At 71.4% G+C, this 25,216-nt stretch carries 25 protein-coding genes and 2 pseudogenes; 11 read left to right on the top strand and 16 right to left on the bottom strand.

Annotated features, from left to right (window positions below; genetic code table 11):
• Positions 1-148: 148 nt before the first annotated feature.
• Together AC3IYI_RS21500 and AC3IYI_RS21495 are read right to left on the bottom strand one after the other, a co-directional pair.
• Positions 149-292, bottom strand: a pseudogene (locus tag AC3IYI_RS21500) (LuxR C-terminal-related transcriptional regulator); the annotation flags it as partial.
• Between the two features lie 5 nt (positions 293-297).
• Positions 298-792, bottom strand: a pseudogene (locus AC3IYI_RS21495) (sensor histidine kinase); the annotation flags it as partial.
• A 197-nt stretch (positions 793-989) separates the two neighbouring features.
• Here AC3IYI_RS21495 and AC3IYI_RS21490 point away from each other — a divergent pair.
• Positions 990-1,334, top strand: coding sequence for a DUF6223 family protein (locus AC3IYI_RS21490; protein ID WP_489405308.1), 345 nt, complete (start codon positions 990-992; stop codon positions 1,332-1,334).
• A gap of 145 nt (positions 1,335-1,479) precedes the next feature.
• On the top strand, positions 1,480-3,108 hold the full coding sequence (locus AC3IYI_RS21485; RefSeq protein ID WP_489405307.1) for a carboxylesterase/lipase family protein: 1,629 nt from the start codon (positions 1,480-1,482) through the stop codon (positions 3,106-3,108).
• Between the two features lie 69 nt (positions 3,109-3,177).
• On the opposite strand, the gene AC3IYI_RS21480 is transcribed toward AC3IYI_RS21485, so the two are convergent.
• Together AC3IYI_RS21480 and AC3IYI_RS21475 are read right to left on the bottom strand one after the other, a co-directional pair.
• Complete coding sequence (locus AC3IYI_RS21480; RefSeq protein ID WP_489405306.1) at positions 3,178-4,134, bottom strand: sigma-70 family RNA polymerase sigma factor; 957 nt, start codon at positions 4,132-4,134, stop codon at positions 3,178-3,180.
• An 18-nt stretch (positions 4,135-4,152) separates the two neighbouring features.
• Complete coding sequence (locus AC3IYI_RS21475) at positions 4,153-5,406, bottom strand: NAD(P)/FAD-dependent oxidoreductase (protein ID WP_489405305.1); 1,254 nt, start codon at positions 5,404-5,406, stop codon at positions 4,153-4,155.
• 255 nt (positions 5,407-5,661) lie between these two features.
• Between AC3IYI_RS21475 and AC3IYI_RS21470 the strand changes: the two genes are divergently transcribed.
• Positions 5,662-6,204, top strand: a complete 543-nt coding sequence (locus AC3IYI_RS21470; protein WP_489405304.1) for a GtrA domain-containing protein — start codon at positions 5,662-5,664, stop codon at positions 6,202-6,204.
• A gap of 15 nt (positions 6,205-6,219) precedes the next feature.
• Here the strand turns inward: AC3IYI_RS21470 and AC3IYI_RS21465 are convergent, their stop codons facing one another.
• Positions 6,220-7,071 carry a helix-turn-helix transcriptional regulator gene (locus AC3IYI_RS21465; protein WP_489405303.1) on the bottom strand — a complete coding sequence of 284 codons (852 nt, stop codon included), beginning with the start codon at positions 7,069-7,071 and terminating at the stop codon, positions 6,220-6,222.
• 215 nt (positions 7,072-7,286) lie between these two features.
• Here AC3IYI_RS21465 and AC3IYI_RS21460 point away from each other — a divergent pair, with 215 nt between their 5' ends.
• Positions 7,287-8,126, top strand: a complete 840-nt coding sequence (locus tag AC3IYI_RS21460; protein WP_489405302.1) for an alpha/beta fold hydrolase — start codon at positions 7,287-7,289, stop codon at positions 8,124-8,126.
• A 22-nt stretch (positions 8,127-8,148) separates the two neighbouring features.
• Here AC3IYI_RS21460 and AC3IYI_RS21455 read toward each other — a convergent pair whose 3' ends face one another.
• On the bottom strand, positions 8,149-8,721 hold the full coding sequence (locus AC3IYI_RS21455) for a GNAT family N-acetyltransferase (protein WP_489405301.1): 573 nt from the start codon (positions 8,719-8,721) through the stop codon (positions 8,149-8,151).
• 12 nt (positions 8,722-8,733) lie between these two features.
• Positions 8,734-9,360 carry a TetR/AcrR family transcriptional regulator gene (locus AC3IYI_RS21450; protein WP_489405300.1) on the bottom strand — a complete coding sequence of 209 codons (627 nt, stop codon included), beginning with the start codon at positions 9,358-9,360 and terminating at the stop codon, positions 8,734-8,736.
• A 197-nt stretch (positions 9,361-9,557) separates the two neighbouring features.
• On the opposite strand from AC3IYI_RS21450, the gene AC3IYI_RS21445 reads away from it, so the two are divergent.
• The gene (locus AC3IYI_RS21445; RefSeq protein WP_489411605.1) at positions 9,558-10,550 is read left to right on the top strand and encodes a GlxA family transcriptional regulator; all 993 of its coding nucleotides are present in this window, start codon (positions 9,558-9,560) and stop codon (positions 10,548-10,550) included.
• Positions 10,551-10,562: 12 nt separating this feature from the next.
• Here the strand turns inward: AC3IYI_RS21445 and AC3IYI_RS21440 are convergent, their stop codons facing one another.
• Positions 10,563-11,492 carry an alpha/beta fold hydrolase gene (locus AC3IYI_RS21440; RefSeq protein WP_489405299.1) on the bottom strand — a complete coding sequence of 310 codons (930 nt, stop codon included), beginning with the start codon at positions 11,490-11,492 and terminating at the stop codon, positions 10,563-10,565.
• Between the two features lie 159 nt (positions 11,493-11,651).
• On the opposite strand from AC3IYI_RS21440, the gene AC3IYI_RS21435 reads away from it, so the two are divergent.
• Positions 11,652-12,290: a TetR/AcrR family transcriptional regulator gene (locus AC3IYI_RS21435; RefSeq protein ID WP_489405298.1), complete on the top strand. Its 639-nt coding sequence runs from the start codon at positions 11,652-11,654 to the stop codon at positions 12,288-12,290.
• A 148-nt stretch (positions 12,291-12,438) separates the two neighbouring features.
• On the opposite strand, the gene AC3IYI_RS21430 is transcribed toward AC3IYI_RS21435, so the two are convergent.
• The 5 genes from AC3IYI_RS21430 to AC3IYI_RS21410 form a co-directional block, all read right to left on the bottom strand.
• Positions 12,439-13,653 carry an RNA-guided endonuclease InsQ/TnpB family protein gene (locus AC3IYI_RS21430; protein WP_489405297.1) on the bottom strand — a complete coding sequence of 405 codons (1,215 nt, stop codon included), beginning with the start codon at positions 13,651-13,653 and terminating at the stop codon, positions 12,439-12,441.
• A gap of 236 nt (positions 13,654-13,889) precedes the next feature.
• Positions 13,890-14,225, bottom strand: coding sequence for a hypothetical protein (locus AC3IYI_RS21425; protein WP_489405296.1), 336 nt, complete (start codon positions 14,223-14,225; stop codon positions 13,890-13,892).
• Positions 14,226-14,265: 40 nt separating this feature from the next.
• The gene (locus AC3IYI_RS21420; protein ID WP_489405295.1) at positions 14,266-15,018 is read right to left on the bottom strand and encodes a CbtA family protein; all 753 of its coding nucleotides are present in this window, start codon (positions 15,016-15,018) and stop codon (positions 14,266-14,268) included.
• A 30-nt stretch (positions 15,019-15,048) separates the two neighbouring features.
• Positions 15,049-15,267, bottom strand: coding sequence for a CbtB domain-containing protein (locus tag AC3IYI_RS21415; protein ID WP_250750126.1), 219 nt, complete (start codon positions 15,265-15,267; stop codon positions 15,049-15,051).
• A gap of 265 nt (positions 15,268-15,532) precedes the next feature.
• On the bottom strand, positions 15,533-16,819 hold the full coding sequence (locus AC3IYI_RS21410) for a phytase (protein ID WP_489405294.1): 1,287 nt from the start codon (positions 16,817-16,819) through the stop codon (positions 15,533-15,535).
• A 118-nt stretch (positions 16,820-16,937) separates the two neighbouring features.
• On the opposite strand from AC3IYI_RS21410, the gene AC3IYI_RS21405 reads away from it, so the two are divergent.
• Positions 16,938-17,417, top strand: a complete 480-nt coding sequence (locus AC3IYI_RS21405; protein ID WP_489405293.1) for a histidine phosphatase family protein — start codon at positions 16,938-16,940, stop codon at positions 17,415-17,417.
• A 65-nt stretch (positions 17,418-17,482) separates the two neighbouring features.
• Here AC3IYI_RS21405 and pucL read toward each other — a convergent pair whose 3' ends face one another.
• From pucL to AC3IYI_RS21390, 3 genes are all read right to left on the bottom strand, one after another.
• Positions 17,483-18,400 carry a factor-independent urate hydroxylase gene (gene pucL, locus AC3IYI_RS21400; protein WP_489405292.1) on the bottom strand — a complete coding sequence of 306 codons (918 nt, stop codon included), beginning with the start codon at positions 18,398-18,400 and terminating at the stop codon, positions 17,483-17,485.
• 255 nt (positions 18,401-18,655) lie between these two features.
• Positions 18,656-20,035 carry an aspartate aminotransferase family protein gene (locus AC3IYI_RS21395; protein ID WP_489405291.1) on the bottom strand — a complete coding sequence of 460 codons (1,380 nt, stop codon included), beginning with the start codon at positions 20,033-20,035 and terminating at the stop codon, positions 18,656-18,658.
• An 88-nt stretch (positions 20,036-20,123) separates the two neighbouring features.
• Positions 20,124-20,915 (bottom strand): SDR family NAD(P)-dependent oxidoreductase, encoded by a 792-nt coding sequence (locus AC3IYI_RS21390; protein WP_489405290.1) that lies wholly within the window; start codon positions 20,913-20,915, stop codon positions 20,124-20,126.
• Between the two features lie 229 nt (positions 20,916-21,144).
• Between AC3IYI_RS21390 and AC3IYI_RS21385 the strand changes: the two genes are divergently transcribed.
• Genes AC3IYI_RS21385 through kdpB form a run of 4 tightly spaced genes read left to right on the top strand, consistent with a single transcriptional unit; the run spans position 21,145 to position 25,191 of the window.
• Complete coding sequence (locus AC3IYI_RS21385; RefSeq protein WP_489405289.1) at positions 21,145-21,324, top strand: hypothetical protein; 180 nt, start codon at positions 21,145-21,147, stop codon at positions 21,322-21,324.
• The gene (gene kdpF / locus AC3IYI_RS21380; RefSeq protein WP_243330869.1) at positions 21,321-21,410 is read left to right on the top strand and encodes a K(+)-transporting ATPase subunit F; all 90 of its coding nucleotides are present in this window, start codon (positions 21,321-21,323) and stop codon (positions 21,408-21,410) included. Before AC3IYI_RS21385 ends, kdpF begins: the two co-directional genes overlap by 4 nt.
• Before the next feature lie 5 nt (positions 21,411-21,415).
• Positions 21,416-23,095: a potassium-transporting ATPase subunit KdpA gene (kdpA, locus tag AC3IYI_RS21375; protein WP_489405288.1), complete on the top strand. Its 1,680-nt coding sequence runs from the start codon at positions 21,416-21,418 to the stop codon at positions 23,093-23,095.
• Entirely contained in the window at positions 23,092-25,191 is a 2,100-nt protein-coding gene (gene kdpB / locus AC3IYI_RS21370; protein ID WP_489405287.1) for a potassium-transporting ATPase subunit KdpB, read from the top strand. The genes kdpA and kdpB overlap by 4 nt, the downstream gene beginning before the upstream one ends.
• Positions 25,192-25,216: the final 25 nt, after the last annotated feature.

Below are 25,216 nucleotides of genomic sequence, written 5' to 3'. Positions count from 1 at the left end.
CGGGGTGGGGGCGCACATTCGGGCCGGGGCCCGTGTTCCGTGTTCGGGGAGTGACGGCCAGGCGTCCGGTGACCTGCCCGGCGGCGAGGCCGTCTCTTTCGGATCTTGCCGGTCAGGCTCGCGCCGTCCGGCGGGCGTCCAGGACCACCTACCCGATGTGGGGCGGCCGGCTGCTCGGGACCACCAGGCCGGATTCGTAGGCGAGGATCACGAGCTGGGCGCGGTCGCGGGCGTGGAGTTTGGTCATGGCCCGGTTGACGTGGGTCTTCGCGGTCAGTGGGCTGATCACCATGTGGGGGTGCGCTCGGCTTCCTCGGCCCGCTGCTCGGCCTGCCGCAGGGCCTCACCGGCGGCGGCGGCCGCGATGAGCCAGGCGATTTGAAGGGCGCCCCGGGCCTGCGCGAACGCCTCGCCCGTGTCGTGCGGGCCCGAGACGAGGGCCGCGAGGGGGAGAGCGGCGAGCACGGCCACGCTCACCGCCACCGTGACGATGCGGTGTCCCGCCCGCATGGCCGCGTACACGGCGAAGAGGAACGCGACGGCGGCGACGTCGAAGCCCGCCGCCTGGTAGCCCACCGCGCAGAGCCCGGTGACGGCGAGGACGGCGACCGGCGCCCGGCGGCCCGCGGCCAGCGCGAGGCCGCCGGCCGTCAACAGCGCGTAGCCGAGCAGGCCGAGGCCCGTGGCGGAGTGCTGCCCCGACAGACCGGTGACCAGCAGCGCCGCCGCCACGCCCACGGCGATCAGCCAGTCCCTGACACCGGCCCGTACGCGGAACCGTCCTTTGCTCATGCGCGCACCGTAGCCCGTGGCCTCCGCGGGCGAATCCCGCTCCCGGACGACCGGACGGCTACCACGCACGCAGTAGCTCCACGGCGCCTGCCGCCGGCGCGGTAGCGCGAAGTGTCTGCGGCTGCCGGACGACGTGCCCGGGGCCCGGCCGACATGCTCCCACCACATCCAGTCGTGGGAAGAGAAGGAGCATCCTGATGTCCGCTCACCGCCTGTTCGCCGCCGGTGTCACCGAGTTCAGCCTGGGGAGGCTCGGAGCCACCGCCGGCGGGCTGTTGGGTCTGGCCGCCGTGATCGTCGCCGTGCTGGCGGTGACCCGGCCCGCCGGTCGTCTCGGCACGGCCGGCGGTTCGCTCGGAGCCGCGGCGGCCGTGGTCGCGGGGCTGATCGCCACCGCCCTCGGCGGGCTGGTCGCGGCCACCGCCGATGGTGGACTCGGCACCGGCAACGGGCTGGGCGGGGCCTACGTGGCCCTGCTGCTCGGGCTGGCCGGCACGGCGTTGGGCGGGCGGGCGCTGATCCGCTCCCGCCGGGCCCGCTGACCAGGAGTCCCGATGACCAGGAGCCCTCCGACGGCGCCCCGGGACACCATGAGCGCCCCGCGCGCGAGGACTGGGGCTAGCCCCACCCCGCGGTCGGGGGGTTCCCGGCCTGTGCGCCGCGCCCCGAATTCATACGCTCGTATACATGTTGAAGCGGACAGCACACGCAGTCATCGTCGGCGCCCTCGCACTGAGCACCGCCGCGGCCATCGCGGTCCCCGCGCACGCGGCCACCGCCTTCGCAGCAGCCGACCGTACCCACGACCCCCTCGGCGGGCCGGTCGTGCGGACCGACAAGGGAGTCGTACGCGGCACGGTCACCGCCGCCGTGCGCTCCTTCCAGGGCATCCCGTACGCGGCGCCCCCCACCGGGGCGCGCCGCTGGGCCGCCCCGGCCCCCGCCGTCCGGTGGGAGGGCGTCCGGGACGCCACCGCGCCGGGGGCCGCCTGCCCCCAGACGGGGTTCCTCTCCCCCGTCGGCCCCGCGTCCGACCAGGAGGACTGCCTCTTCCTCAACGTGACCACCCCCCGGGCGCCTTCCGCCCGTCCCCGCCCCGTGATGGTGTACCTGCACGGAGGCGACCACACGGACGGCGCCGGGTCCATGTACGGAGCCGAGCGGCTCGCCGCGCAGGGCGACGTGGTCGTCGTCACGGTCAACTACCGCCTCGCCGCCCTCGGTTACCTGGCCCACCCGGACCTGGAAGCGGCCCGCGGCGAATCCGGGAACTACGGCTTCCTGGACCAGCAGGCCGCCCTGCTCTGGGTGCAGCGCAACGCCCGCGCGTTCGGCGGGGACCCGGACCGGGTCACCCTCTTCGGCCAGTCCGCGGGCGGCTACAGCACCTGCGCCCACCTCGCCTCCCCGTCCTCCGCGGGCCTCTTCGACCGGGTCATCCTGCAGAGCGCGCCCTGCACGGGGCCCGATGGCCGCCGCGGCCGCGGCGAGGCCCTGGCGGCCGGTACCGGCGCCGCCGCGGCGATCGGCGCCAAGGCCGGGGTGAGCGACTGGCGCACCGCCGCACCCGAGCACCTCGTCAACCCCTTCGGCGCGGGTCCCGAGTACACCCCCGTCTACGGGGGCGCCCTGCTGCCCCGTACCCCCGGCGAGGCGTTCGCCGCGGGGCGGTTCCACAAGGTTCCGGTGCTGCAGGGCATCAACCGGGACGAGGAACGGGCCCGGGTCTACGGCCTCGAACTGGCCAAGAAGCAGGCCACGCACGACCCGGACGCCCGGCTCGACGAGGCGGACCGGCTGAAGGTGCTGGAGGACGCCTTCGGCGAGGAACGGGCCGCCGCCATTGCCGCGCAGTACCCCAGCGCCGCCTACGCGGGCTCCCCCGGCCTCGCCCTCGCGGCGGCCCTGACCGACGGGAACTGGGCCCGGCACTCCGTCGAGACCGGTCGGGCACTGTCCCGCCACGTACCCACGTACACCTACGAGTTCGCCGAGCGCACCACCCCGTGGTACTCCGACCCGCAGTTCCCCAAGCCCGGCTTCGAGCCGGGCGCCGGCCACACCTTCGAACTGCCCTACCTCTTCGAGGTCGACGCCTACGAAAAGCTCACCCCGGAGCAGCAACGGCTCTCCGCCGCCATGATCGCCGTCTGGACGGACTTCGCCCGCACCGGCAAGGCCGACTGGAAGCCCACCACGCCCTCCGCCCCCAACGCCCAGTCCCTGTCCTCCGGCCCCGGCGGCATCCGCCCCGTGGACTTCGCCAAGGACCACCAGTACGCGTTCTGGAAGAACCTGGACCACGTGAACCCGTGAGGTTCCACGCCTGCGAGCGGGCCGTTCCCGCCAAAGACAGGTGACACGGGCGCCGCGTTGCGCCCGATGTCACCACTCGGCGATCAGCGGCGTCCCCGGTGCGTGCTGCCGCCAGGCTTCGGCGAGGCGGACGAGGCGGGCGGGGGCGGCGATGCCGCGCAGGGCCGAGATCTTGTCTTCGGCGACCTCGAAGGTCACGGCGCCCAGGACCTGGTCGCCGAGGACGAAGAGGACGGCGGGGGCGTCGTTGACGACCGCGTAGTGGAGGGCCGTCGCACCGCCGGCGAGCCGCCGCTTCGCGGGCGTGGACTTGAAGCCGCCCCGCATGACGGCGGCCACGCGCTGCGCGGTCTCGTACCGCAGGAGCTTCTCGGCGAGGCCGGCGCCGTCGGAGAGTGCGATCACGTCGTCGGTGAGCAGTGACACCAGCCGTTCGGTGCGGCCCGAGGTGGCAGCGGCCAGGAACTCCTCGACGATCCTGCGGGCGGACGCCGGGTCGACTTCGCCGACGCCGCGGCGGCGCGTCGCGGTGACGCGGGTCCGGGCACGGTGGAGGTGCTGCTGGCTCGCGGACTCGGTGATGTCGAGGATCTCGGCGATCTCCGCGTGGCCGTACGAGAACGCCTCGCGCAGGATGTAGACGGCCCGCTCGACGGGTGACAGGCGCTCCATGACGGTCAGCACGGCCAGGGAGACCGATTCGCGCTGCTCGAAGGTGTCGGCCGGGCCGAGCATCGGGTCGCCCTCGAGGAGCAGTTCGGGGAACCAGGCGCCGGCGGTGCGTTCGCGGCGGGCCTGTGCCGAGCGGAGCCGGTCGAGGCACAGGTTGGTGACGACCTTGGTCAGCCAGGCTTCCGGCACCTCGATCCGCTGGCGGTCGGCGGCCTGCCAGTGCAAGAACGCGTCCTGCACGGTGTCTTGGGCATCGGCGGCGGAGCCCAGCAGACGGTAGGCCAGCGAGGCCAGCCGGGTCCGGCTGGCCTCGAACCGGCTGGTGTCGAAGCGGTCAACGCCCGTGCTGTCCATACGCGTCACCCTAGGCGGCTACGCGACCGCCTTGCCGGCGGGGGCATCGGGTGCGTGCGGGGCCGCGTACGGGACTGCGTACGGGACTGCGTGCGCGGCGGACGCGTCCGGCGCGGCGGCCAGGCGGCGCTGACGCGTGGGCAGGCAGAAGGTCGGGTGCGAGGTGCTCCACAGCGACATCGTGAGGATACCCGCCTTGATCCGCGCGGCCTTCCGGCCGCCGAGGTACTTCGGCTTGGCCTGGGCTTCGTGGTCGACCAACTGCAGGATCCCGTCCAGCCGTCCGAGGCTGATGTGGTTGCCCGGGTAGGGCATCTTGACGTGTCCGATCGTGCTTCCTGTCAGGCTTCCCAGGATGGCCTTCACGGCCTGCATGGCGGTGAAACCGGCCGAGGCGCAGGACATCGGCAGCGGCCGGCCGTTGTCGCCGAGTGTGTGGACGCTGTCCCCGGCCGCGTAGACGTTGGGGTGCGAGAGCGAGCGCATGGTGCGGTCGACGAGGATCCGGCCGCTCTCGGTGACCGCCAGCCCGGCGGCGGCGGCGAGGGGGTGCACCGCGAACCCGGCCGTCCACACGGTCGCGTCGGAGGGCAGGGCGGTGCCGTCGGCGCACAGGACCCGTGTCGCTTCGACGGCTTCCACGGCGGAGTGTTCCAGGACGGTGATGCCCAGCCGGTCGCAGGACCGGCGCAGGTGGCCGCGTGCTCCGGCGGAGAGGGGGGCGCCCAGCTCGCCGCGGGCGATCAGCGTGACCGACAGACCGGGCCGGGATTCGGCGATCTCGGTGGCGGTCTCGATGCCGGTCAGCCCGTCGCCGACGACCAGCACGTTCCCGCCTTCCCCGAGTCCCTCCAGGCGCTCGCGCAGGCGCAGCGCCGAGGGCCGGGCGGACACGTCGAAGGCGTGCTCGGCTGCGCCGGGGACACCCCGGTCGTCCCCGTGGCTGCCGAGCGCGTAGAGGAGGGTGTCGTACCCGAGCTCGTCGGCGCCGCCGTCGGCGTCGGCCACGGCCACGACCTGGCGCTCGGGGTCGACCGCGGTGGCCCGGGCCAGGCGCAGCCGGATCGCCGTGCCCGCGAAGATGTCGGCGAGCTTCCGGGTTTCGATGTCCTGGCCGGCCGCGACCTGGTGCAGCCGGAGCCGCTCGACGAAGTCCGGCTCGGCGTTGACCACGGTGATCTCGACGTCCGCCGGGGACAGCCGGCGGGCCAGGTTCCCGGCCACGTGGGCCCCGGCGTAGCCGGCGCCGAGGACGAGGATGCGGTGCTTCATGGGGTGCTCCTGTCGGTTCGCTGGGCTCTCGGTGACTTGAGCGGGACAGCGAACCGATTCCTGACAGGAGCTCGGTGTGATCCAGGTCACATGACGGATGGGGGCACCCCCTGGCACCACCGGCTACACAGATGGCGCCACACAGGCCTCGCAGTGGCGCCATCGATGTGCCATCATGGCACCATGGCGGTGCGCCTCGTGGCCCGCGGCCCGAAGCCCGCACGTTCACGAAGTCGCCATCGGAGGGGTTGGATCATGGAGACAGTGCAGAGCCGGAAGCAGGAGGCGTCCGGCGCGTCCGGCGCCTTCACCGCCTTCTCCCGCTTCGTGGTCCTCGGCGGAGGGGTGGGGATGGCCTCCAGCTTCGCCGTCGCGGCCCTCGCCACCTGGATTCCCTGGATCCTGGCGAACGCCCTGATCACCGTGGTCTCCACGCTCCTCGCCACCGAGCTGCACGCCCGCTTCACCTTCGGCGCCGGCGGGCGGGCGACCCGGCGCCAGCATGCGCAGTCGGCCGGATCCGCGGCAGCCGCGTACGCGGTGACCTGCGTGGCGATGCTCGTCCTGCGGCAGCTCGAGACGTCGCCCAGTGCCCTGCGCGAACAGGTCGTCTACCTGTCCGCCTCCGCGCTCGCCGGCGTCGCGCGGTTCGCAGTGCTGCGCCTCGTGGTCTTCGCGCAGCACCGCTCGAAGTCCGCGGCCGCCGCCGGCACCGCCCGCACCACGCGTGCCGTACCCGCGGCCGTGGCCCGCACCGCGGCCCCGGCCGGGGCCGCGGACCTCTGCCGCGCGGCCTGACGGCCCGAGGGCCTGTCAGCCGGGCTGCGAGAACTGTTCGGTGCCGACGACCTGGAGGAGGTTCAGCCGGTCGGCCGTGTCCGTGCCGGGCGGGGGCGTCAGGAGCAGGAGGCGCTGGTCGCCCTCCGGGGCGAGGAGCACCTGGCAGTCGAGGTCCACGGGGCCGACGACCGGGTGGATCACCCGCATGCGGCTGTGGCGGCGGACGGCGACCTCGTGCAGTTCCCACAGGGCGGTGAACTCCTCGCTGGCCTCCCGCAGGCGCTCCACCAGACGGGTGGCGGCCGGGTCCGAGGAGCGCCGGCCGACGGCCGCCCGCAGGTCCGCCACGTGGAGGCGGCTGTACTGCTCGTGTTCCCCGGCCGGGTACGCGTCCCGCGCGGACGGGTCGGCGAACCAGCGCCAGACGACGTTGCGGCCGTGCTCGGACACCGTGCACACGCCGCCCAGGAGGGTGCGGGCCATCTCGTTCTGGGCCAGTACGTCGCCCAGGTCGCTGAGGACCTGCGCCGGAGTGCCGGGCAACGCGTCCAGCAGGTGCAGCAGGCCCGCGCTGACCTGGTCTCCGGCGAGCCGCGCGGCGGGCGGGCGGTGCCCGGCGAGCAGGTGGAGGTGGTCGCGGGCGTCGTCGCCGAGGCGCAGGGCGCGGGCGAGGGCGGACAGCATCTGCGGTGAGGGCTGCGGGCCGCGGGCCTGCTCCAGCCGGATGTAGTAGTCGGCCGACATGCCCGCGAGCTGGGCCACCTCCTCGCGCCGCAGCCCGGGCGTACGCCGCCGGGGCCCGACGGTGAGGCCCGCGTCCTGCGGGCGCACCCGCTCGCGCGAACGGCGGAGGAAGTCGGCGAGCTCAGGGCGATCGATCGTCATGATGATCATCCTGCCGGACCCCTGCGGGACGGTGGAGCCCGCGGTGGATCCAGCGGTGGATCCCGCGGCGTGGCCCGCGGAGTGCCCCGCCCCGCATCCAGGGATCGGCGGTCCCAGGTTCGAGGGGTCTCTCCCGGCCCCGGCCACGCGGCGGCAGTGTGGGCGCAGCCGGAGGGGAAACGCCCCCGGCGCCCAACACACCAGGGGGAGCAGCCATGTCCACGACACTGAGCACCGAGACCACCGTCAGCGCCACGGTGAGCGCCACCGTGCGCGTCGCCGACGCCGAGGTCTCCTACGACCGCACCGGCACGGGCCCCGCGCTCGTCCTCGTCCACGGCACCGGCTCGGGCGGCTCCGCCGTGAACTGGGGGCAGACCCTGCCCCGTTTCACCGGCGACCACACGGTGATCACCCCCGATCTCTCCGGCAGCGACCGCACCACGGACGACGGGGGGCCGCTGACCGTGGAGGGGCTCGCCGCGCAGGTCATCGCCGTCATCGAGGACGCGGGCACCGGGCCGGTGGACCTGCTCGGCTTCTCCATGGGCGCACCGGTGTCCGCCGCCGTCGCCGCGCTCCGCCCCGACCTCGTGCGCCGGCTGATCCTGGTCGCCGGCTGGGCCCACACCGAGGGGGACGAGTACCTGCGCAACCTCTTCACCCTGTGGAAGCAGCTCGGCGCCTGCGACCCGGCCGCCTTCGGCCGCTCCGTGGCCATGACGGGCTTCAGCCGGGGCTTCCTCAACGCGATCGGCCGCGAGCAGGTGGAGCTCCTGATCCCGAACATGCCGCCCACCCCCGGCACCCTGCGCCACGTCGACCTCGACACCCGCGTCGACATCCGCGGCCTGCTGCCGTTCATCGAGGCCGAGACGCTCGTCATCGGCGCCACCCTGGACATCACCATCCCGGTGGAGAACAGCCGTGAACTGCACGCCGCGATCGCGCACAGCACGTACGCGGAGATCGAGACCGGGCACGTCGCGTTCTTCGAGAAGGAGGACGAGTTCGTCGAGCTGGTCGACCGGTTCACCCTCGGCGGCCGGGCGTAGCGCCGTGCGGCGCCGGACGCCTTCAGCGCAGGTCGAGCCGCATCAGGACCCGGGGATGACCGGCCAGTACCGAGGTGGTGTCGGCGGCGTGGGTGAACCCGGCACGCTCGAAGTTCGTCCGGATCCCGGCGTACGCCATCGTCAGGTCGACCCGGGCACCCCCGCTGTCGATCGGGTACGCCTCGATCGCCGGTGCGCCGTGGGACCGGGCGAACTCGACCGCACCGGCGATGAGGGCGTGCGAGACCCCCTTCTTCCGGTGACCGGGGCGTACGCGGATGCACCACAGCGACCAGACCGGCAGGTCGTCGACGTACGGGATCTTCCGGCTGCGCGCGAAGGAGGTGTCGGAGCGCGGTGCGACGGCGGCCCAGCCGACCGGCTCGTCACCGTCGTAGGCGAGCACGCCCAAAGGGGCCCCGGAGCGGCACAGTTCGGCGACGTACGCGCCGCGGGCCGGTCCACGGAGCTCATTGTTGAGCTTGGACGGGATCCGGTAGCTCAGGCACCAGCAGACGTTGGCCCCGGGAGACTTCGGACCGATCAGGGTCCGGACGTCCTCGAAGACCGAAGCCGGGCGGATTTCGATGGCCATGGGACCACGATGTCACGGCGGGGTCGCTCCGGTGAGGGTGTCGACCAGGGCCTGGGCGAGGACGGTCGCGGCGCCGATCCTCGTGTCCTCCCGCTCGTCGCCGGTGACCTTCCCGATCACCGCGTCCCGTACCGACTGGGAGATGTCCAGGCCTCCGTACAGCTCGGGGAAGGACAGTGCCATCAGGCACACGCCCACGTTCGCGGAGAGGATCGACCGGCCGGCCAGCGCCGGGGCCGTCCGCAGCCGGCCGGCGTCGCGGCACCGCTCCACGGCCGTCAGGAGCAGGGCCTGCGCTTCGGCGATCGCCTGCGGCTTGGCCGCTCCCGCCGGGGTGAACATCAGCCGGTAGAGGTGGGGGTTGCCGAGCGCGAACGCCACGTGGCTGTCCCAGGCCGTGCGCAGGTCCGCCACCGGATCGCTTGTCTGCGGATTGCGGCGCTTGTTGGCGAGGAAGCGCTCGAAGCCGAGGTCGGCCACCGCGGTGAGCAGGCCCTCCTTGTCTCCGAACTGGCGGTAGATCTCGGGCATGCCGACCTTGGCCCGGTCGCAGATGGCCCGGGTGGAGATCGCCGGTGCGTCCTTGGTGGCGAGCAGCTCCGCGGTGGCTTCCAGGATGCGTTCTCGGGCCGTTGACATGGCGTCGATGGTAGCAGCGCTAACAGATCTGGCCTGGGGAGAGAGGGGCTGGGGTGTACGCCATCGCCGAGTTTCGTAATCAACGCTTACCATCCGTGTTAGCGTTGCACACATCTGCTCGTGAGCGCCGATCGAGAAGCACCCACGGAGACGACATGGAGACCGATGGACACCGGCTGGACCTCGATTCCGCGCCCCTGGGGCCCGTCGCACGACTGATCGTGATCGTGCTCTTCGAGGGCGTGGACCTGCTGGACGTCACCGGACCGCCGGAGGTGTTCTCCCTGGTCCCGCGGGAGACCGACGACGCGGCCGGCTACCGGGTCGCCCTGGCCGCGCGGACGCTCGATCCCGTCACCACCTCGGCCGGGGTGCGCATCCTGCCGGACCTGACCTTCGCCGAGGCCGCCGCGCGGAGCATCGACACGCTCCTGGTGCCCGGCGCGGTCGAGCTGGACGCCGAGCGCCGCGTCCGCGCCCTCACCGACCCGGAGGTGGTCGGCTGGGTGCGGACGCTCGCCGGGCGCGCGCGCCGCATCGCGTCCGTCTGCGTGGGGGCGCACCTCCTGGCCGCGGCCGGGCTGCTCGACGGCAAGCGGGCCACCACGCACTGGTCCACCGCGGAGCAGCTCGCCGCCGACCATCCGGCGGTCGAGGTGGACGCCGACCCGGTCTTCATCCGGGAGGGCGAGGTGTGGACCGGCGCCGGGATCAGCGCCTGCCTGGACCTCTCGCTCGCCCTGGTGGCAGAGGACTTCGGCGAGGGGGTCGCCCTGCGCGTGGCCCGCCAGCTCGTGATGTACGTGAAGCGGCCGAGCGGGCAGAGCCAGTTCAGCGTCCCACTGGAGCCCGTCTCGGCGACGCGGCGCGGCGAGGACCTGCGGCACTTCGTCCGGCGCCGCCTCGGCGGCCGGCTCAGCCTGGCCGACATCGCCGCGTACGCGCACGTCAGCGAGCGGCAGCTGGCCCGGATCTTCAAGTCCGAGCTGGGCATGACCCCGGCCGCCTACATCGAGTCGGCCCGTGTGGAGCTGGCGCGCGGCCAGCTCGAAGCCACCGATGCCACACTCGAACGGATCGCCTCCACCTGCGGGTTCGGCACAGCCGACACCCTGGTACGGGCGTTCCGCCGCACGCTCGACACCACGCCGACGGAGTACCGGCTCCGCTTCCGGACCGCCGCCGGCTGAGCCGACACCCTGCTACGCGGTCCCGCGCGCGGCCGGGTCGAGGGAGTCGACGTCCTCCATGAAGCTGAGCATCCGGGCGTTGACCAGCTCGGGGTGGTCGATCTGCGGGCCGTGCCCGGTCGCGGAGACGATCTCGGCGCGGGCTCCCGGAATCACCCGCGGCACCCGCTCCAGCTGGCGCTTCGGGTGCACGAGCAGGCTCCGCTTGCCCATGATCAGGTAGAACGGCGTGCGGATCGTGCCCAGTTCCGCGTCGGACAGCGGCAACGGGGCGGGCCGGCGGATCCGGAAGGCGCGGACGCCCGCCTGGATCCACGTCCGCAGTTCGGGGACGACCAGGACCGGCTGCTCCAGCCACTTGGCCAGGGCCGGGCGCAGCGCCTTGGGGGCGAAGGTCGCGAAGAGGCTGGCGAAGATCCACACGAAGAAGCGCAGGCCCACCTTCTCCAGGCCGCCCGGGTCCAGGGCGGTGACCGAGGCGAGCCGGCCGGGGCGCAGGTGCGCCTGGTTGACGACCAGCCAGCCGCCGTAGGAGGAGCCGACCAGGTGGACCCGGTCCAGGCCGAGCTCGTCGAGGGCCTCGTCCATCCACTGGGCGGCGCGCTCGGGCTGCCACATGGGCTCGCGCTGGACGCTGCGGCCCGGGTCGCCGGGGGTGTCGAGCGCGTAGACGGGCCGGTCGGCGCTGAGCGCGGCGGTGTTGGGGTACCACTGGGCCGAGCAGCCGCCCGAACCGTGGATCAGGACGACGGGCGTACGGGACTCCGCCGCCGGGTCCGTGGGGCCGTACCGGTAGACGTGCGTGGTCCCGAAGCTCGTCTCCACGTCCGTCTCGGAGCGGGCGGGCGCTCCCATCGCGTAGATCGCGTCGCAGGCGGCGAAGTAGCGGTCGCGCAGCTCGTCGCTCACGTAGCGGCCGATGTCGCGGCGTACACGGGGCACGCTCTCAGGTGTAGGGGTCTCGGGCACGGGGGCACCTCCTGGAGGATCGAGGATCCGTTCTTCGTGATACGACCGTACCATGATGTTGATACGGCGGTACCATCAAAAAGAGCCGCGGGCTCATCACCGACGGGCACCGAGGGGCGGAGACACCAGAACATGCCGAAACGCGTGGACCACGAGGAACGGCGCACCCAGATCGCCGAGGCACTCATCCGCGTCGCCGGACGGCGCGGGCTGCACGCGGTCGGCATGCGCGACGTGGCGGCCGAGGCGGGAGTCTCCCTGCGCCTGGTCCAGTACTACTTCCAGACCAAGGAGAAGCTGCTCTTCTACGGGCTCCAGCACCTGACCGACCGCTTCACCGCCCGGGTGGGCGCCCGCCTCGCCGCCGCCGGCCCGAACCCCAGCCCGCGCGCGACGATCGAGGCGCTGCTGCTGGCCTCCCTGCCGACCGACGAGGAGAGCCGCACCTTCCACCTCCTCTACAGCTCCTACTCGATCCTGTCCGTGACCGACGAGGCCCTCGCGGCCCAGCCATTCATCGACAACCCCGACGCCGCCGAGAACGCGGTGGCAGGGCTGATCGGCCAGGCCCAGGAATCCGGCCTGGCCGACCCGGACGTCGACGCGCGCACCGAGGCGATCAGCCTGCTCGCCATGGCGGCGACCATGGGCACCAGCATCCTGGTCGGCCAGCGGGGGCCCGAGTCGGCCGTCGCGGTGCTGCGCCACCACCTGGACCGGATCTTCAGGACGGGCACACGGAGTCCCGCGGGGGACGCTCCCCCGTCGTGAGGTACGCGGTGACCGTGCGGTCGGAGCAGTGGCGGTGGCGGTGCTCGTCAGGGCGCCCGCGACGGTCGTAGCGCAGAGGGCGCTGAGTGCGGCCTTGCCGCGGTAAGTGCTCGTGACTCCTCCCCCTCCTGAAGGAGGGGGATTCTCGCTATGCCTGTGGGGCGTTGCGGCGGACCAGCCCGGCCCGTAGAACGTTGAGCGCGCCCACCGTGTCCGCGTGCGCGGTGTGGCCGCAGGCGGTGCAGTGGAACCTTTCCTGTGTTGGCCGGTTCTCCTTGGCGGTGTGCCCGCATTCGGGGCATTGTCTGGAGGTGTTGCGGGGGTCCACGGCGATCACTTCCCTGCCGGCGCTTTCAGCCTTGCTGGTGAGGATCGTGAGGAACACCCCCCATCCGGCATCCATGATCGAGCGGTTGAGACCGGCTTTCGCCACGGCCCCGTTGGGCAGGAAACCGCCCGGAGCCCCGGGGTCGGGCTTCGGCCCGGGGGTCTTGCTCATGTTGCGGATCTTGAGGTCCTCGTGCGCGATGAAGTCGTGCTGACGCACCAGGTCAAGGGCGGTCTTGTGCACGTGGTCCAGGCGCTGGCGGCGGACCTTGCGATACAGGGCCGCAACCCGTTCAACGGCCCGCCGATGGTTGCCGGTGCGCTTGTCGCGGCGCACGCGGGGAAACCGGGCGAGGGCGCGTTGTGCGGCCTCCAGCTTCGCGGCGGCGCAGCGGCCGTGACGCGGGTTGGGCACAAAGGCGCCGGCCGAGTCGGCGAGGAAGTTGGTGATGCCCAAGTCGATGCCGACCATGCTGCCAGTGGGCGGCAGGGGCTCGGGCTGTTCCTGCTCGGCGGTCAGTACGACGTACCAGCGCTTGCCCTCGCGCTTGACGCTGACGGTCTTGACCCTGCCAGCCACGGGCCGGTGCTGGTTGACCTTGACATACCCGACCCCTTGAAAGCGGACCCGGGTGACCGGGTCGTGCGGGGTGGCATCCCACCGGCAGCCGTCGCCGTCCTTAGGGAAGTCGACGGTGTCGAACCAGTTCACGCCCCGGAAGCGCGGGTAGCCGGGTGTGTCGCCGGACTTGATGCGGCGGAAGAACGCGGCAAAAGCCTTGTCGAGACGGCGCAACGTGGCCTGCTGCGAGGAGAACGCCCACCGGCCCTGACAGTCCAGGTCGAATGCCCGGATCTCCTTGAGCTGTGCCGACTGCATCCCGTACTTGATACTCACCTTCGAGGCGTGCCTCCAGGCGTCACGGCGCTCCTGCAACGCCCCGTTGTAGAGGGAGCAGTGATCACGCAGCATTTCGCCGAGCGCGATCTGCTGGCCCACGGTGGGCCGCATGAGGAACTTGTACGCACGGATCACCCGGCCCACCCCCCTCTCGGTCAAGGTGCGATCAACGTAGCGGAGACCACTGACAACGCAGCGAACTCCGATGCTTCACGCCAAGGTTGGCATTCCAGCCCGAGCTAAGGGCCGGGATTCCCAGCGAAGATCAAGGGATGGAACGAGGATGTCGAGCGTTCGCCGCCGCTCCATCCGATAGCCGGGACGGCCGTTCGGGGGGCTATCCCCCACCGAACTCCCAGCCCGGCCCCCGGTCAGACCACCACGACCGCCACCGCCGCCGCACCCATGAGCGCGGCGGCGGAGTGGATGGCCGCATGGCCGTAGTCACCCGACCAGAGGTGGCGGGCCAGACCGGCGATGGCGGTCAGGCCCGCGATGATGCCGACCTGCGCGAGCAGGGTGACGGTGGTGAAGGGGGTCAGCAGCAGGAGCACCGCGTTCAGCCAGAACGGGGCGGCGCCCGTCCAGCCCCGCCACTCCCGCACCTCGCGCCACTGCCGCCGGTTCGGCCAGTGCGGCCGGTACGGCCCCTCCCGACGGCCTTTGGGTCTTCGGTGGTCCCCGAGCTCTCGGGTCGCCGTCGTCACCGCGCCGTCACCAGCCTCTCAGTCACTTGCACGCAAGACGTCAACTCGCAGGCTGTACAGCCTCCTTGGGTGTGAGGGCGGGGGCAAGGGCCCGTTCGGCAAGAAATCCGAAAGCCAGGCCGAAAGTGGTCCACATAGCGGCTTGAATGGCGAGCGAGGCGAGCCGGAACTGCCAGACGAGCGCCGCCGGGAAGCCATCCGGCACCTCGCTGATGCCGGGCAGGAGCGCATAGGCGATGCCGACGGCCGCCACGAAGGCGAGCGAGGCGGCGACCGAGGCGTTCCAGTTGCCCAGGCTCGGCGCGAGGCGCCGGCCCAGGATCAGCGCGGCCGCCGCGAGCAGCAGGCCGAGCGCGAGCATCAGGACGTAGAGGGTGGTCCGCTGGACCGTGGTCTCGGGGTCCCCGACGGCCGGCGGGTTCGCCGGGTACTTGAAGAACGGCACCAGGGTGATGGTGACGAACAGACCGCCGGAGACCAGCAGCGCCGTGGCCCGGGGGCCGAAGCGGCCGATCCGGCCCAGGGCGTAGCAGTAGACGAGCGCGGCGATGCCGCCGAGCGCGATCCCGTAGAGCAGGGTGCCGGTGCCCAGCCCGGCCGTGGCCTGGAGGGCCCGGCTGACCGGGGCGGCCTCGCCGTCGCCGTGATCGTGGGCTCCGGCTTCCTCGATGGCGATCGCCGCGTCGACCTGGGATTCACCCAGGAAGTACGCGACGAGGAACGCCGCGGCTCCGGCCAGCAGGCCGGCGAGCATGCCCCGGACGAGGAGCACGCGGGGGGAAATGGGGGTCATGGAGTTTTCGGTCCCTTGCGGATCGGTGGATCAGTGGCAGGGGAAGCCGAGGAGGTGGCGGCCGTCGTGCATCCACTCGTGCACGGTGTCGCCTTCGAAGATCGCGGTGGCGCCCTGCTCGGCGCCGACGAGGTAGAGCAGGACCAGCATCAGGACACCGGCGAACAGCGCCCAAGGGGCCAGAGCGGTGAGGGAGATGGGTGCGACGGCCAGGGGAGCGGCAGTCGTGGGCACGGCGGAGTTGGCCATGGCAGGAGCCTCCAGAGGGAACACGCGTCCCGGTCAGTGGTGCTTTCGACGACGGTGGCGGGTCTGACTTTCCTCCCCCTCCGGGAGGATTCACAGTGGCGCGACCGTGCCGGATTCTCAACCGGACTTCCGTCATACCGTCGTCTTGTCGTCCGCCACCGTACCGCTCTTTATGGCCGCCTTACAGGGTCACCTCAGGAGGGCTCCGTCTCACCGACGTCCCTCCAGTCGATGGCGCGTCAGTCGATGGCGCCGGTCCATGGCGTCAGTCGAGGGCGTCGACCACCTCGCCGAGGTCGATGAACTTGAAGCCGGTCGCCTCGCGGTCGCCGTCGCCGGGGGTTTCCCGGCCGTCCTGGACGACGAGCAGGCCGCGGGGGTAGCGCGTGCCGAGGGGGGCGTTGAGGGCGGCGGCGCCGTCGCAGACCTCGGAGCCGTCGAGGGTGGCGGAGGCCGCGGTGATCCGGAAGGCACCCTCGAACTCGTTGCGGTCCTCGCGCTCGCGGTCGTAGGCGACGAACGTGTCGTCGCCCTGGCTGGAGGCGAGCAGGTAGCCGTCGCCGTCGGCTTCGGTGACCAGGGTCAGGCCCTCGACGTCGGCCTTCAGGCGCTTGCCGCCGTAGCCGGGGTCGGCGCCGGGCGCGCACTCCTCGGTCTCCTCGTCGTAGGTGCCGGGGACGCCGTACTCGCGCACCTTGTCGATCAGCTTCGGCGTGCCGGTGAGGCCCGCGTCGATGCGCCAGATGCCGACGTCCTCCTGCCCCGCGTACAGGGTGCCGTCCGCGGGGTCGACGACCATGCCCTCGATCTGCGGCAGCTCGCCCGGCTCGGCGCAGGGCGTCCAGGCGGCGCCGTTCGGCAGGCGGAAGGAGGACGGCAGGTCGAGCGTGCGCACCTGGCGGTAGTCGACCGTGCCGGCGGGGGTGGCGACCAGCTCCAGCAGGGCGATCCGGGTGCGGTTGCGCTGACTGACCACCGCGTAGGACCGGCCGGTCTTCCGGTCCGTCCAGGTGGCCAGGCCGTACGCGGTCTTCTGCTCGTTGATCTCGGCCTGGTCGGCGGAGAACACCGGGCGCGCTGCCGGGTCGGTGACGTCTGTAAGCGGGCCGCCGGGCCGGTTCCGGTCGATCCGGTAGATCCGCAGGCGGTCGTTGCCCCGGTCGCTGACCACCGCGACATCGGCGCGCCCGCCGCCCAGACGCAGGCCGTTGACCAGGTCGACGTTGTTGAAGCGGCCGGGAGCGTCGTCGGCGCCCGGTCCGGCCGGGGCGGGCAGCGACTGCACCTGCCGGGCCTCCAGGTCGTAGACCCGCAGACCGCCCTGCTTGGCGGTCGCGATCACCAGGCTGCGGCCCGGATCGGCGGCGTTGCGCCAGATCGACGGGTCATCCGCGTTGGCGTCGCCGCCGGCCTCGTCGTCGAACAGCGGCGCGGTCTCGGCCTTGGGCCGGATGCTGCTGATCGAGGAGGCTTGGGCCGGGAGCGCGACGGACGCGGCGAGTGCGGTGCAGAGCACGAGTGCGGAGGCGCGGGCGGCCGAACGTATGGTCAATGTTCTTCCTTCATAAGGGTTTTGCCCTGAAGGGAAGACGCTCGCCGGGACGGTTGTCATGTCCGCGCTGTACAGGTGGCCGACGGTTGAACGCGATGCGAAACCCCGGGACAATCCCATGGTGCACCCCACCCTCGTACGCGTCCGGCTCGTGAGCCCCCCCTTGGACGAGGCGGGGCGGCTGCACCGCTTCCCGTACGCGGATCCGTGCCCGGGACACGAGGGGCTGCGCGGGCAGGATCACGGGGCCTGGGCCGGGCGGAGCATGGACGAAGTCGCCGGCGAGGATCCCGGCGGGCTGCGGCGGTGGATGACCGACACCTCGTACGCGCCCCCGGGCGGCGGGGAGTCGGTGGACGCGCTGATCGCGCGGGTCGGCCTCCACCTGGGCGCGCTGGCGCCGGGGACGCACCGGGCGCCGACCGGGCCGGGCGTCGTACGGGCGGCCGTGGTGTGGGCCCTGGAGCTGCCCGCGGCGGCCTTCTGGCGGCTCGACGTACGGCCGGGGTCGGTGACGACGCTGACGGGGCGCTCCGGGCGCTGGAACCTGCTCGTGGGGCAGCCGGAGGAGCGGCCCGAGCAGTCCGAGCAGTCCTAGGACGCGGAGCGGCCCGGACCCCGCGACGCGGTCCGGGCCGAACTACCTGCGGAGCCGAGCGGGCGCTACGCCACGATCCAGTCGCTCGTCGCGATCACCGGCTGCACGCCATCGCGGTGCACGGTGCCCTCGATGAGGCCGTACATGCGGTCGGCCGCGAAGTAGACCTCGTTGTCGTTCTTGAGGCCGAAGGGCTCCAGGTCGACGAGGAAGTGGTGCTTGTTGGGGAGGTTGAGCCGCACCTCGTTGACCTTGGGGCAGTTGTCGAGCACGCGCTCGGCCATCTGGTTCAGGGTCTGCTGCAGGGAGTACGAGTAGGTCTCCGCGAAGGCTTCCAGCATGTTCTTGCGGACCTTCTTGTACGACTGGTCCCAGTCGTACCCGGCGTCGTCGGCGGCGAGCGCCGAGTGCGCCCAGCGCGCGGTGACCTTGGTCGCCAGGATGCGGTCGTACGCCTCCTGCAGCGTCGTGTACTTGTCCTTGATGAAGCCGTGGAACTCGGAGTTGGTCGAGTTCATCACGGTCAGGTCCTTCAGACCCGAGATCACCTGGAGACCGGTGGTCTCGCTGTACGTGATCTGCGCGGTGCGCACCTCGGTGCCCTTGAGGGCGAAGGAGTGCTGCTCCTTGCGCGTCGGGACCGGGATCCGCTCCCAGGCGTACTCCTCGACGCGGATCTGCGCCTCGCGGATCGGGGCCTGGGAGGAGACGAAGTGCTTGGCGAGCAGGATGCCGAAGGCCTCGGGGGAGGCGACGCCGTGCTCCTTGGAGAAGGCGTACACCGTGTTCTTGGTGGTGTCGGTGGGGAGGCAGTTGGCGTTGTCACCGGTGAGGTGGACGTCGCGGAACTCGCCGCGCAGCGCGACGGAGACGTTGAGGTCGCGGATCTCGTGCCAGGAACCGTCGCTGCCCTTGCGGGTGACCTTGACGATGCGGTTCTCGGCCTTGCCGTACTGGTTCTGGGCGAGGATGTGCTTGCTCATGCGCTGTCTTCCTTCGGGTACTCGGGAACACGGAGTCCGGTCGTCTGGATCCCGTACGCCCGGCGTCCGGCGGACGCGCAGCCCGCCCCCCGCCGTTCGGTCACGCCGATTCCTCGCGCGGACCGCCCCGGGACTGACGTGCATCCCGGTCCGTAGGTGCCTGTTGATTCCAGCACGTCTCCATGCCGTTCGTAAGGGAGCGGATCCTCCGAGAACAGGCACCCACGGCTTGGGCAACCGCACGATCTGCGCAGGTCAGACCGTGTGCGCGTCCGCCACCGTCAGGGCCTCGTCGATGATCCGCAGCCCCTTCTCCACGTCCTCGGCGGACACGTTGCAGGGCGGCGCGACGTGGATGCGGTTCCCGGCGAGCAGCGGCCACAGCCCGGCCTTCTTCAGGGCCGCCCCGAACTCGGCCATCGGCGCGTTGTCCGCGCCCGCGGCGTTGTACGGGACCAGCGGCTCGCGCGTCTCCTTGTTGCGTACGAGTTCCAGGGCCCAGAAGGTGCCGAGCCCGCGGACCTCCCCGACGGACGGGTGGCGCTCCGCGATGGCGGCGAGGCCCGGCCCGAGCAGCTCCGCGCCGGTGCGGGCGGACTGCTCGACGATGCCCTCCTCCTCCATGACGTTGATCGTCGCGACGGCGGCGGCGCAGGCCAGCACGTGCCCGGAGTACGTCAGCCCGCCCGGGTAGGGCCGGCGGGCGAAGGTCTCGGCGATGGCGGCCGAGATGGCGACCCCGCCGAGGGGGACGTATCCGCTGGTCACGCCCTTGGCGAAGCAGATGAGGTCGGGGCGCACGTCCCAGTGCTCGGAGGCGAACCACTTACCGGTGCGGCCGAAGCCGACCATGATCTCGTCGAGGATGAAGATGATGCCGAAGCGGTCGCAGAGCGCACGGACCCCGGCCAGGTAGCCGTCGGGGTGCACGAGCACGCCGGGGGCGCCGCCGACGGTCTCCAGGATGATCGCGGCGATGGACTGCGGGCCCTCGAAGACGATCGTGTCCTCAAGGTGACGCAGCGCGCGCTCGCACTCCTCGGCGGGGGTGGCCGCGTAGAAGGGCGAGCGGTAGGCGAAGGGCCCCCAGAAGTGCACGACGCCCGCGGTGGCGGTGTCGTTGCCGAAGCGGCGCGCGTCCCCGGTGAGGTTGATCGCGGTGGAGGTGGCGCCGTGGTACGAGCGGTACGCGGAGAGCACCTTGGGGCGGCCGGTGTGCACCCGGGCCATGCGGACGGCGTTCTCCACGGCCTCGGCGCCCGCGTTGGTGAAGAAGATCTTGTCGAGGTCGCCCGGGGTGCGCTCGGCGATCAGCCGGGCCGCCTCGGAGCGCACGTCGACGGCGAAGCCGGGGGCGACGGTGCAGAGCTTGCCGGCCTGCTCGGCGATGGCCGCGGCCACCTTCGGGTGCTGGTAGCCGATGTTCGTGTAGACGAGGGCACTGGAGAAGTCGAGGAAGCGGTTGCCGTCGTAGTCCCAGAAGTAGGAACCCTCGGCACCGGCCACGGCGAGCGGGTCGATGAGCTCTTGGGCCGACCAGGAGTGGAAGACGTGACTGCGGTCGTCGGCCTTCACGGTGGCCCGTGTGGAGGTGGCGAGTGCGGCGGCGTCGCGTGCGGCGGCTTCTGCGTTCATATTCCGAGGGTAGTTGTCCACGATGTGGAATTCGGCGGGGATGGCAGGAAGCTGAGGGGGCGGGTCGGGTCAGGGCGGGGCGGGTGCGTCAGACGACGTGCCGGCCGCCGTCGACGGTGAGCACGTCGCCGGTCGTGTAGGCGGCGTCGACCAGGTAGAGCGCGGCCTCGGCCACGTCCTCGGGGGTGCCCACGCGGCGCAGCGGGGTGTTCTCCGTGATCCACTCGCGCGAGCTCTCCCAGACCTGGTCCTCGCCCTCGTACCAGGGGGTGTCGATCAGGCCGGGTGCGATCGCGTTCACCCGGACGGCGGGTCCGAGCTGGGAGGCCAGCAGCCGGGTCATGTGGTTCACCGCGGCCTTGCTGACGGCGTAGGGGATGGAGCTGCCCAGCGCGCGGGTCGCCGAGACCGAGGAGATGTTGATGATCGAGCCCGCGCCGGAGCCGTTCGCCCCGGACGCCCGCAGGTGGGGAGTGGCGGCGGTGATCATCTGCCAGGTGCCGACGACGTTGACCTCGAAGATCTCGCGCCAGGCGTCGGCGTCGGCCGCGTCCAGATCGCCCAGGGGGATGAACCGGGTGACGCCCGCGTTGTTGACCAGGATGTCGAGCCGTCCGTAGGTGTCGATGGCCGTCCGGACGATCCGCCGCGCGTCGTCGGCGTCCGCGACGTCGCCCCGCACGTAGACCGCGTCGGGCAGTTCGGCGGCGAGCGCCTTGCCCGCGTCCTCGCTGCGCGCCGAGTTCAGGACCACGCGGATGCCGGCCGCGGCCAGCCTGCGGGCGATGCCGGCGCCGATGCCGGAGGAGGAACCGGTGATCAGGGCGACACGGGTCTCGGCACCGGACTCGGCACCGGACTCGGCACGGGTCTCGGACATGGCATTCCTCCTGGCAGGGGTTCGCTTTCCGCGTGCGGACTACGACCGGAGCATAACGCGAATACCGCATGTCGGAAAAGAATTTCCATGATGCGGAATGAGCTCCTCCACTCCATTCCCAGCCCAATACCGCCACATACAGGGCATATCAATACACATCCACTTACTCCTGAGCGAATGGCGCGTCCACCCCGCGTTAGAGACCCGTCAAGGCCGCGCCAACGGGCGTATGGGCCCCGTCAAGGAAGCCTGTGAGCAGCCGAAAAGGCGTTCCACTCAGAGGTGTCCTAAAACCGCCCGTCCTCGAACCCTCCGGGAGCTCACGATGGCCGATCTGGCCTTCGTCGTCACCACGATCGCGGTCTTCGCGCTGGTGGTCCTCGTCGCCAAGGGGGTGACCAAGCTGTGAACGCCGAAAACGTCATCGGCCTGCTGGTCGCCGTCGCGCTCTTGGGTTACCTCGTCGTCGCCCTCGTCTTCCCGGAGAGGTTCTAGCGCCGATGAGTCCCGTCCTCGCCGGGGTGCTCCAGCTGCTCGCGCTCGTCGCAGCCCTGGCCCTCGCCTATCGCCCCCTGGGCGATTACATGGCCCACGTCTACTCCTCGAAGAAGCACTACGCCCCCGAGAAGTGGATCTACAAGGCGGTCGGCGCCAATGCGAACGCCGAGATGCGCTGGCCGGCGTACCTGCGCTCGGTCCTCGCCTTCTCCGCGGTGAGCCTCCTTTTCCTCTACCTGCTCCAGCGCCTGCAGGGCCACCTGCCCGGCTCCCTCGGCTTCGTCTCCATCAAGCCGGACCAGGCCTTCAACACGGCCGCCTCCTTCGTGTCGAACACGAACTGGCAGTCGTACGCCGGTGAGCAGGCCATGGGCCCGCTCGTGCAGACCGGCGGCCTTGCGGTGCAGAACTTCCTCTCCGCCGCCGTGGGCATGGCCGTGGCGGTGGCCCTCGTACGGGGCTTCGCGCGCTCCCGCACCGGCGAGCTCGGCAACTTCTGGTCGGACCTGGTCCGCGGCACCGTCCGCATCCTGCTCCCGCTGTCGCTGATCGCCGCGGTCGTGCTGGTGGCCTGCGGGGTCATCCAGAACTTCTCCGGCATCCACGAGGTCGGGCAGTTTGTAAATGGGCACAGCTTCGGCGGCACCCAGCAGTGGAACGGCGGGGCGGTCGCCTCGCAGGAGGCCATCAAGGAGCTGGGCACCAACGGCGGCGCCTACTTCAACGCCAACTCCGCCCACCCCTTCGAGAACCCGACCCCCTTCTCGAACCTCTTCGAGATCTTCCTGATCCTCCTCATCCCCTTCTCCCTCACCCGCACCTTCGGCCGGATGATCGGCTCGGTCCGCCAGGGCTACGCGATCCTCGCCACGATGGTCACCATCTGGCTCGGCTTCACCGCCCTGATGATGTGGACGGAATTCGGCCACCACGGCCCGGCGCTGCAGGCCGCGGGCGGTGCGATGGAGGGCAAGGAAGCCCGCTTCGGGATCGGCGCCTCCGCGATCTTCTCGGTCGCCACGACGCTGACCTCGACCGGCTCCGTCAACTCCTTCCACTCCTCCTACACCGGCCTCGGCGGCGGGATCCAGCTGCTGGGCATGCAGCTCGGCGAGATCGCGCCCGGCGGCGTCGGCTCCGGGCTCTACGGCATGCTGATCATGGCGATCATCGCGGTGTTCATCGCCGGCCTGATGGTCGGCCGCACCCCCGAGTACCTGGGCAAGAAGATCGGCACCCGCCAGATCAAGTTCGCGGCCTGCTACATCCTCATCACCCCGGCCGTGGTGCTCGGCTTCACGGCCCTGGCGATGGCCCTGCCCACCCCCGCGCACTCCATGTCCAACGGCGGCGCGCACGGCTTCTCCGAGGTCCTCTACGCCTACACCTCGGCCGGCAACAACAACGGCTCGGCCTTCGCGGGCCTGAACGCCAACACCCAGTGGTTCAACACCACCACCGGTCTGGCCATGCTGCTCGGCCGCTTCCTGCCGATGGTCTTCGTCCTGGCCCTGGCCGGCTCGCTCGCCGAACAGCAGCCGGTCCCGGCCACCGCGGGCACCCTGCGCACCGAGAAGCCGCTGTTCACCTTCCTGCTCGTCGGCACGATCATCATCGTCACGGGCCTCACCTACTTCCCGGCCCTGGCGCTGGGCCCGCTCGCCGAAGGGCTCGCCTCATGAGCACCGTCACCCCCACCCGAGCCCCGCACGGGGACCTGCCCAGCGGTCACAAGCCCGAAAGGGCCAAGATCGGCGGCGGCATCTTCGACCCGCAGCAGCTGCTGAAGTCCTTCCCGGACGCCGTCCGCAAGCTCGACCCGCGCGTCATGATCAAGTCGCCGGTCATGTTCGTCGTCCTGATCGGCTCCGTACTGACCACCGCGCTGGCGATCTCCGACCCGGGCAACCTCTTCGGCTGGGCGATCACCGTCTGGCTGTGGCTGACCACCGTCTTCGCCAACCTCGCCGAAGCGGTGGCCGAGGGCCGCGGGAAAGCCCAGGCCGACACCCTGCGCAAGGCCAAGACCGACACCGTCGCCCGCCGCCTGAACGGCGCCGTGGAGGAACAGGTCCCGGGCACGGACCTGCGCATCGGCGACCTGGTGGTCTGCGAGGCCGGCGACATCATCCCCGGCGACGGTGACGTGGTCGAAGGCGTCGCCTCGGTCGACGAGTCCGCCATCACCGGCGAATCGGCCCCGGTCATCCGCGAGTCGGGCGGCGACCGCTCCGCCGTCACGGGCGGCACCAAGGTGCTTTCCGACCGGATCGTCATCAAGATCACGACGAAGCCCGGCGAAACCTTCATCGACCGCATGATCAACCTGGTCGAGGGCGCCTCCCGGCAGAAGACGCCGAACGAGATCGCGCTGAACATCCTCCTGGCGTCCCTCACCATCGTCTTCCTGCTCGCCGTCGTCACCCTCCAGCCGTTCGCGATCTACGCGCACGCCGAGCAGTCGATGATCGTGCTGACCGCGCTGCTGGTCTGCCTCATCCCGACCACCATCGGCGCCCTGCTCTCCGCCATCGGCATCGCGGGCATGGACCGCCTCGTCCAGCGCAACGTCCTGGCCATGTCGGGGCGTGCCGTGGAGGCCGCGGGCGACGTCTCGACCCTGCTGCTCGACAAGACCGGCACCATCACCCTCGGCAACCGCCAAGCCTCCGAGTTCGTCCCCGTCAGCGGCGCCATGGCCGCCGAACTGGCCGATGCCGCCCAGCTGTCCTCGCTGGCCGACGAGACCCCCGAGGGCCGCTCCATCGTGGTCCTCGCGAAGGAGAAGTACGGTCTGCGCGAACGCCACCAGGGCGAGCTGACCGGCGCCGAATGGATCCCCTTCACCGCGCAGACCCGCATGTCGGGCGTGGACGTGGACGGCCGCAAGGTCCGTAAGGGCGCGGCCGGTTCGATCATCGCCTGGGTCGGCGAACAGGGCGGTACGGTCGCCCCGGACGCGCGGGCCGCGGTGGACGAGATCTCCGGCGCCGGCGGCACCCCGCTGCTCGTCGCGCTGGAGGACGCCAAGGGCGCCCGGGTCCTCGGCGTCATCCACCTCAAGGACGTGGTCAAGGAGGGCATGCGCGAACGCTTCGACGAGCTGCGGCGCATGGGCATCAAGACCATCATGATCACCGGTGACAACCCGCTGACCGCCAAGGCCATCGCCGAGGAGGCGGGCGTCGACGACTTCCTCGCCGAGGCCACCCCCGAGGACAAGATGGCCCTCATCAAGCGGGAACAGGCCGGCGGAAAGCTCGTCGCGATGACCGGCGACGGCACGAACGACGCCCCGGCCCTCGCCCAGGCGGACGTCGGCGTCGCGATGAACACCGGCACCTCGGCCGCCAAGGAGGCCGGGAACATGGTGGACCTGGACTCCAACCCCACCAAGCTCATCGAAATCGTGGAGATCGGCAAGCAGTTGCTGATCACCCGCGGCGCGCTGACGACCTTCTCCATCGCCAACGACGTCGCCAAGTACTTCGCGATCATCCCGGCCATGTTCGCGGCGGTCTACCCGGGCCTGGACAAGCTCAACATCATGGGCCTGCACTCCCCCGACTCCGCGATCCTCTCCGCCGTCATCTTCAACGCGCTGGTGATCATCGCCCTGGTCCCGCTCGCCCTGAAGGGCGTCCAGTACCGGCCCACCAGCGCCGACAAGATGCTCCGCCGCAACCTCACGCTCTACGGACTCGGCGGCCTGGTCGCCCCGTTCATCGGCATCAAGCTCATCGACATGGTCGTCTCCCTCATCCCCGGCCTGCGCTGAACCAGGGCCCTGCGTACTCAGGGCC

This window comes from Streptomyces sp. GL_148, from assembly GCF_057834205.1.
The sequence above is the reverse complement of the archived record's forward strand: the minus strand, read 5'-3'. Positions and strand labels throughout refer to the sequence as shown.

What these genes read in the sequence shown, in the direction of transcription:
- AC3IYI_RS21390 (WP_489405290.1), bottom strand. Translation starts at nt 20,915, where the DNA reads ATGTCCGAGACCCGTGCCGAGTCCGGTGCCGAGTCCGGTGCCGAGACC.
- AC3IYI_RS21470 (WP_489405304.1), top strand. Translation starts at nt 5,662, where the DNA reads ATGGAGACAGTGCAGAGCCGGAAGCAGGAGGCGTCCGGCGCGTCCGGC.
- pucL (WP_489405292.1), bottom strand. Translation starts at nt 18,400, where the DNA reads ATGAGCAAGCACATCCTCGCCCAGAACCAGTACGGCAAGGCCGAGAAC.
- AC3IYI_RS21395 (WP_489405291.1), bottom strand. Translation starts at nt 20,035, where the DNA reads ATGAACGCAGAAGCCGCCGCACGCGACGCCGCCGCACTCGCCACCTCC.
- AC3IYI_RS21490 (WP_489405308.1), top strand. Translation starts at nt 990, where the DNA reads ATGTCCGCTCACCGCCTGTTCGCCGCCGGTGTCACCGAGTTCAGCCTG.
- AC3IYI_RS21485 (WP_489405307.1), top strand. Translation starts at nt 1,480, where the DNA reads ATGTTGAAGCGGACAGCACACGCAGTCATCGTCGGCGCCCTCGCACTG.
- AC3IYI_RS21385 (WP_489405289.1), top strand. Translation starts at nt 21,145, where the DNA reads ATGGGCCCCGTCAAGGAAGCCTGTGAGCAGCCGAAAAGGCGTTCCACT.
- AC3IYI_RS21455 (WP_489405301.1), bottom strand. Translation starts at nt 8,721, where the DNA reads ATGGCCATCGAAATCCGCCCGGCTTCGGTCTTCGAGGACGTCCGGACC.
- kdpB (WP_489405287.1), top strand. Translation starts at nt 23,092, where the DNA reads ATGAGCACCGTCACCCCCACCCGAGCCCCGCACGGGGACCTGCCCAGC.
- AC3IYI_RS21465 (WP_489405303.1), bottom strand. Translation starts at nt 7,071, where the DNA reads ATGACGATCGATCGCCCTGAGCTCGCCGACTTCCTCCGCCGTTCGCGC.
- AC3IYI_RS21475 (WP_489405305.1), bottom strand. Translation starts at nt 5,406, where the DNA reads ATGAAGCACCGCATCCTCGTCCTCGGCGCCGGCTACGCCGGGGCCCAC.
- AC3IYI_RS21435 (WP_489405298.1), top strand. Translation starts at nt 11,652, where the DNA reads ATGCCGAAACGCGTGGACCACGAGGAACGGCGCACCCAGATCGCCGAG.
- AC3IYI_RS21420 (WP_489405295.1), bottom strand. Translation starts at nt 15,018, where the DNA reads ATGACCCCCATTTCCCCCCGCGTGCTCCTCGTCCGGGGCATGCTCGCC.
- AC3IYI_RS21480 (WP_489405306.1), bottom strand. Translation starts at nt 4,134, where the DNA reads ATGGACAGCACGGGCGTTGACCGCTTCGACACCAGCCGGTTCGAGGCC.
- AC3IYI_RS21415 (WP_250750126.1), bottom strand. Translation starts at nt 15,267, where the DNA reads ATGGCCAACTCCGCCGTGCCCACGACTGCCGCTCCCCTGGCCGTCGCA.
- AC3IYI_RS21450 (WP_489405300.1), bottom strand. Translation starts at nt 9,360, where the DNA reads ATGTCAACGGCCCGAGAACGCATCCTGGAAGCCACCGCGGAGCTGCTC.
- kdpA (WP_489405288.1), top strand. Translation starts at nt 21,416, where the DNA reads ATGAGTCCCGTCCTCGCCGGGGTGCTCCAGCTGCTCGCGCTCGTCGCA.
- AC3IYI_RS21405 (WP_489405293.1), top strand. Translation starts at nt 16,938, where the DNA reads ATGGTGCACCCCACCCTCGTACGCGTCCGGCTCGTGAGCCCCCCCTTG.
- AC3IYI_RS21460 (WP_489405302.1), top strand. Translation starts at nt 7,287, where the DNA reads ATGTCCACGACACTGAGCACCGAGACCACCGTCAGCGCCACGGTGAGC.